This window comes from Rhodoferax sp., assembly GCF_010365055.1.
Lineage (GTDB): Bacteria > Pseudomonadota > Gammaproteobacteria > Burkholderiales > Burkholderiaceae_C > Rhodoferax.
In genome coordinates this window covers 1-5,087 of sequence record NZ_JAAFHA010000160.1, presented here as the reverse complement: position 1 = coordinate 5,087, position 5,087 = coordinate 1, and the positions used below count along the sequence as shown (strand labels likewise).

Below are 5,087 nucleotides of genomic sequence, written 5' to 3'. Positions count from 1 at the left end.
CTGGTGTCCATCAAGGCTGAGTTTGTGAAGAGTATCGAGTCTGTTCTCGTCGGGCAGGACTGAAGTCACGCCGCGGGCGGTGGCGCGGCGCGCACCGCCACTGCGCGCCTAGCTTGATTTGTCGAAATGATCGACACAATGGGCCTTGCCGAACTTTGTATATGAAGGTAATATACAAACATGATTGACCTGCGCAAAATTACCGGGTTCGACTGGGATGATGGCAATGGCCGCAAGAACGAGAAGCACGGGGTGTCCATGGCTGAAGCCGAGCAGGTCTTCTTCAATGCCCCGTTGCTGCTTTTGGAAGACTCGGTACACAGTGAAAAGGAGCCACGGCTTCATGCATTGGGTAAAACCGACGATGAACGTGTGCTGCACATCACGTTCACGTTGCGCCAGTCGGGTCTGTTGATCCGCGTCATCTCAGCCAGAGACTGCACCGAAAGGAGCGCACCATTTATGAACAAGCAGACTAAAGCCATCCCGAAGTTCGCCAACGAGGCGCAAGAGCGTGCGTACTGGGAAACACACGACTCCACCGATCACCTTGATTGGTCAAAAGCCAAGAAGGTCACCTTGCCGAACTTGAAGCCCACCACCAAGACGATCTCGCTACGGCTGCCGCAGCATTTGCTGGACGCCATCAAAATCGCAGCCAATTCGCGTGATGTGCCCTACCAGTCACTCATTAAAGTTTGGTTGCAGGAAAAACTACACAGTCACTGACCGTCCCGTATTGCCTGTCAATTTGACATGCAGCCATTCACACCCAAGTGACCATCGTCATGCACCTGGGCATCGTGGTCCACCACGGCACCGCAGTTGACGATGACACCACAGCCCACCCGCTCCAACGATCAAAAAAATAGCTGTATGTGCAAGTACCACGCGGGCTACAGCCGAATTAACCATAATTAATTAGAATCTGACCCCAATTAACCTCGAACGCGCCAGCAGGAAACAGGTTTCGGCGACGACTGCTTCACAAGTCAGAAAAGGCCCTGTATGTTGCGCAAACTGAGTTTTTGCCCACTCATGGTGTGCATCATCCCGGCAATGCAGGGCCACCCAAGGGCCGGTACCCGCCCGATGGTGGCTGGCCGCGTCGACCATTGCCCAGGACTCATTGACGGGAAGCAGCAAGACACCATTGCCGAAATGCCGCACCACCATCATGAACCCAGTTAAGTCCCTAGCACAGCACCCTACGCAACGCCCGAAGTCGTTGCCATACAACGGCTTTTGGCATGCTCATCGCCATGGTTTGCATGCATCGCTCCAGCCAACCATGACGGTTTTTCAGCCGTTGAAGTGCTTTTTCAATATCCTGCCGGATGGCCTGACCATAAGCAGTTTCAGCCTTTGCCACGGCTTGCCGTAGCAACACCAGCGAGGGATTCATCATGGCCAGGTCAATGATGTCACGACTGAAAACACCATCGTCGCCCCAGCGATCTGAATTCGCCAACAGCTTGCTCGTAGCCATGTCCAGCGGCGTCAGCGTCGGGACGCCACACACAGCATCGGTGGCTCCGGGGTCTGAAAAATCAATGCGACCTTCAAGAACAACTTCAAATTTAACCATCTGATCGGCCACCCGCAGCATCGTCCGGATGCCGTATTGATCAGCCCGCACCTCGCGGGCCTGCGTTAATGGGTCAGCGCCCTCACGGACGATAGCCGCGATGCCATCTGCACCAGTGAGCAGTTGGCGAAGATTGCGATAACTGGTCACATCTGACACCAAAAAATCAACATCGACCGACTCACGAAACTCCCCATATCGAAGCGCGATGGCGGTGCCGCCCCCAAACCAGCAATGGTTCTCCCTCAACAGTTGCCCGTTGAGGGCAGCAAGAACCTGCGCAATCCGTTGGTGGTGCGGCCTCTCAAACATTGCCACCACGACCATCAAAGCCTAACCGCAGCGCATCAACCAGTTGTCGCTCTCGCGGCTCCAGTGCTTGGGCATCTATATGCCGCCAATTGCGCTCGTAGATGCTCAGCGCTTCCGCCGGAGTCAACTCATCGGTGCCGTGCACTTGCCAGGCGAGCTGCTTGAGTTGCGGATAGTTAGTCAACCGGATGCGCGCAGGGATCCAACCCACCCGGTTGACATCGGGTACGTCGGTGACCAAATTAACGGGCTTGATGATGCCAAAGTCCAAGCCCAAAGCCGCCATGGCGTTCAGATACGCGCCGACGGTAACCGCGGGTTCGCCCTTCTCGATTCGGTGCAACGTCACGCGCGACATGCCTGCAGCCTCTGCTGCTGCGGTCGCGCTGATGCGAAGCACCTTCCGATGTGCGCGAATCTGCTCGCCCAGTGCGATGAGCTTGTCGGAGGCGATGGTTGCGATGGCAGGATTGCGTGCTGGCATAGTGTTTCTCATTCTATCCATAATATATAAAATGCAAAGAATGAGATATATAAACGTGCATGGATTTTACATAGTCTCGGCCATCAGCCACTCGGCGTTTGCCCCCTTAGTGCGACCCCCCCATCCGCTCCAACAATCAAAAGGCGGCGCAATTGTGGCCCCTCAGTGTGACACCCCGTCCCGGCGCAGCACCTTGACAAAGGTCAGCCACAAAATGCGAATATCAAACGCCAGCGACTGGCGCTGCAGGTACGCTGCATCGAGCTTCACCTTGTCGGGGATCGGCAGCTCATCGCGGCCATTCACCTGCGCCCAGCCGGTCAGCCCGGGCACCAGCTCATGCACGCCGGACTGGGTGCGCAGCGCAATCAGGTCGTGCTGGTTGAACAGCGCCGGGCGCGGCCCCACAAAGCTCATGTTGCCAGCCAGAATGCTCAACAGCTGCGGCAGCTCGTCCAATATGAATCGACAAAAGCTCTTAATTAAATAGCTGTATGTGCAAGTACCACGCGGGCTACAGCCCAATTAACCATAATAAATTGATATCTGACCCCAATTAACGCCAATTAACGTTACCTAATTACCCTCACCGACCCGAGTGGCAATTCTGTTCACCAGTCCCTCATGAAAGAAAATGCCTTGCTCGCGCATACCGTGGGTCGCTTTCAAAAAAGATGGGATTAACCCCTGCACACGAGCCTTGGCTAAAACACCCAAGGTGCCGGTAACCCGAAGTCCCATGTATTCGGCCATATTTCGACCCAATTTTTCATCAATGATCACCAGTAATTCAGGCACCATTGCCGCAAGCAACAAGGTGTCACGCTCGCCTCTGTCAAGTTCGAAAAGAGCTGGCAGTCGCCTATCGGTTTGCACTGGCTGCACGCTTACCCACGACAATTTTTTCAGATCTGGCACCAAAATTCTGCCGCCTTCGCTGCATTCATCCGCCACCGACGGTGCCACCACAATTTCACCAAAGATTGACGGCAAAATGTGCAGCAGGTCTACGCTACATAGAGCGATGAAAGGCGTTGTGTTTGAAAAAACCTTCACAGCAAAGCCGTTTCGCGAGCCAAGTCGTCTTCGTTGTCCGCCAGCAAGGTCGCCCCAGCTTGCATGGCTTGCAGCAAGAAATGCACACGTGGCAGGCCTAACCAACGCGCAGCCATACCAGATGACAGCTTGCCATCTTTGAACAAGGCAATGGCTGACTGCAGTTTGACAAGCTCAGCAAACCCGTCTGCATCCAAGTGCAAGCCCATCAGAATTTCTGGTGGACAGTCAATTTCAATGATGTGCTTCATCCAATTCCCCGGTTGAATTTAGTGCGATATTGGCACAAGTCGCTTCCCACTTGATAGCACCGTATGTTAGTAAGATGGGGCTTCCCAATGCCAACTACAGGTCAATTACCATAATTAGGCAGAGCCGTACATACCGGATGCGACATGCGAGCGCACCCGGTTTTCCATTTCAATGGGCAATGAAATGTTTAACGACATGGTGACTCTTTGAGGAATGGCAGACTTTGCCATTTTAGGGGCGTAATCCCGGCGGCGCAATTGTGGGCGCATCAGTGCGACACCCCATCCCGGCGCAGCACCTTGACAAAGGTCAGTTACAAAATACGGCTATCAAACGCCAGCGACTGGCGCTGCAGGTACTCGGCATCCAGCTTGACCTTATCAGGAATCGGTAGCTCGTCGCGGCCCCACAAAGCTCATGTGACCGGCCAGAATGCGCCAGAGTTGCGGCAGCTCGTCCAATACCAATCGACATAGGCTCTTAATTTAATAGCTGTATGTGCAAGTACCACGGGGGCTACAGCCCAATTAACCATAATTAATTAGAATCCGACCCCAATTAACCTTCACAGATGAACTCCATCACGGAAAACGAATCCGCTGAGCCAATTGTTCAAAATAGTCTTTCGACCAAATCGCCAAGCCAGCGGGGTCACGAACAAACGGCAGCACGTCACTTCGTGCGGACTCAATATCAAGCGCAGCAATACGGTCTTGCAGCATTGACAAAAACTCCGCCTGCCCCAAGGTTGCCCCTTGCCAGTGGCCGCTTTGCCTTGCTCTTTCTGCAAAGTGGCTCAAGCTCAATGTGGCGGATCGGCGCACATACCACTCAAAGTCAAACCAGTCACGCCCCTTGACACGGTTTTTCCATTTTCTGAAGAGCAGGGCGTGCATCTTGCCCGCATACAGATCGGGCAAAGCAAAGCAATTGACATAGAACGAATAAGGCTGAAGCAAAAGCTTTTGCTCTGACAAAAACCCCTGTGGAGGTTCCGTGTCTACCTCAAACTTGATCTTCAAAGCCCTTGTGCCATGAATGTTGATGTCGTACAGGCTGGACGACTTCTTCAAAAATGCCGAGGCTATGTCGGTCACTGCGGTTTTTTGTTTTTCAGTGATTTCCACCTCAAAGCCCAAGGCCGCAAACTCCTGGCGCAGTGCCGAAAAGTAAGGCGCCAGTCGGAACGCCGGATCCGCCTTGAGTAAGGAAAAATCAAGGTCCTCTGAAAATCGGGGCAAGCCGTAAAAGATGCGCAGACAAGTGCCACCGTAAAACGCAGCTTTCTCAAAAAAACCACCCCGGTTCAATCCGGCCAAAGCAATTTCCTGCATCACCTCACGCAGCGCATGCGTTGTTTGCGCGTCGGTCTCACGCGGGTAGCGCGACAGCATT

At 53.7% G+C, this 5,087-nt stretch carries 6 protein-coding genes and 2 pseudogenes; 1 reads left to right on the top strand and 7 read right to left on the bottom strand.

Annotation, left to right across the window (positions count from 1 at the left end; genetic code table 11):
- The first annotated feature begins 180 nt into the window (after nucleotides 1–180).
- The gene (locus tag GZ093_RS20130; RefSeq protein ID WP_296489448.1) at nucleotides 181–729 is read left to right on the top strand and encodes a CopG family antitoxin; all 549 of its coding nucleotides are present in this window, start codon (nucleotides 181–183) and stop codon (nucleotides 727–729) included.
- A 466-nt stretch (nucleotides 730–1,195) separates the two neighbouring features.
- On the opposite strand, the gene GZ093_RS20125 is transcribed toward GZ093_RS20130, so the two are convergent.
- The 7 genes and pseudogenes from GZ093_RS20125 to GZ093_RS20095 form a co-directional block, all read right to left on the bottom strand.
- Nucleotides 1,196–1,915, bottom strand: coding sequence for a nucleotidyl transferase AbiEii/AbiGii toxin family protein (locus tag GZ093_RS20125; protein WP_296489463.1), 720 nt, complete (start codon nucleotides 1,913–1,915; stop codon nucleotides 1,196–1,198).
- On the bottom strand, nucleotides 1,893–2,384 hold the full coding sequence (locus GZ093_RS20120; RefSeq protein WP_296489446.1) for a helix-turn-helix transcriptional regulator: 492 nt from the start codon (nucleotides 2,382–2,384) through the stop codon (nucleotides 1,893–1,895). Before GZ093_RS20120 ends, GZ093_RS20125 begins: the two co-directional genes overlap by 23 nt.
- Before the next feature lie 162 nt (nucleotides 2,385–2,546).
- Nucleotides 2,547–2,843: pseudogene (locus GZ093_RS20115) on the bottom strand (sugar transferase); the annotation flags it as partial.
- A 117-nt stretch (nucleotides 2,844–2,960) separates the two neighbouring features.
- Nucleotides 2,961–3,440, bottom strand: coding sequence for a hypothetical protein (locus GZ093_RS20110; protein ID WP_296489445.1), 480 nt, complete (start codon nucleotides 3,438–3,440; stop codon nucleotides 2,961–2,963).
- The gene (locus tag GZ093_RS20105) at nucleotides 3,437–3,691 is read right to left on the bottom strand and encodes a UPF0175 family protein (protein WP_075585176.1); all 255 of its coding nucleotides are present in this window, start codon (nucleotides 3,689–3,691) and stop codon (nucleotides 3,437–3,439) included. Before GZ093_RS20105 ends, GZ093_RS20110 begins: the two co-directional genes overlap by 4 nt.
- Before the next feature lie 314 nt (nucleotides 3,692–4,005).
- Nucleotides 4,006–4,153, bottom strand: a pseudogene (locus GZ093_RS20100) (sugar transferase); the annotation flags it as partial.
- A 120-nt stretch (nucleotides 4,154–4,273) separates the two neighbouring features.
- A partial coding sequence (locus GZ093_RS20095) for a nucleotidyl transferase AbiEii/AbiGii toxin family protein (protein WP_296489440.1) occupies nucleotides 4,274–5,087 on the bottom strand: 814 nt, incomplete at its 5' end.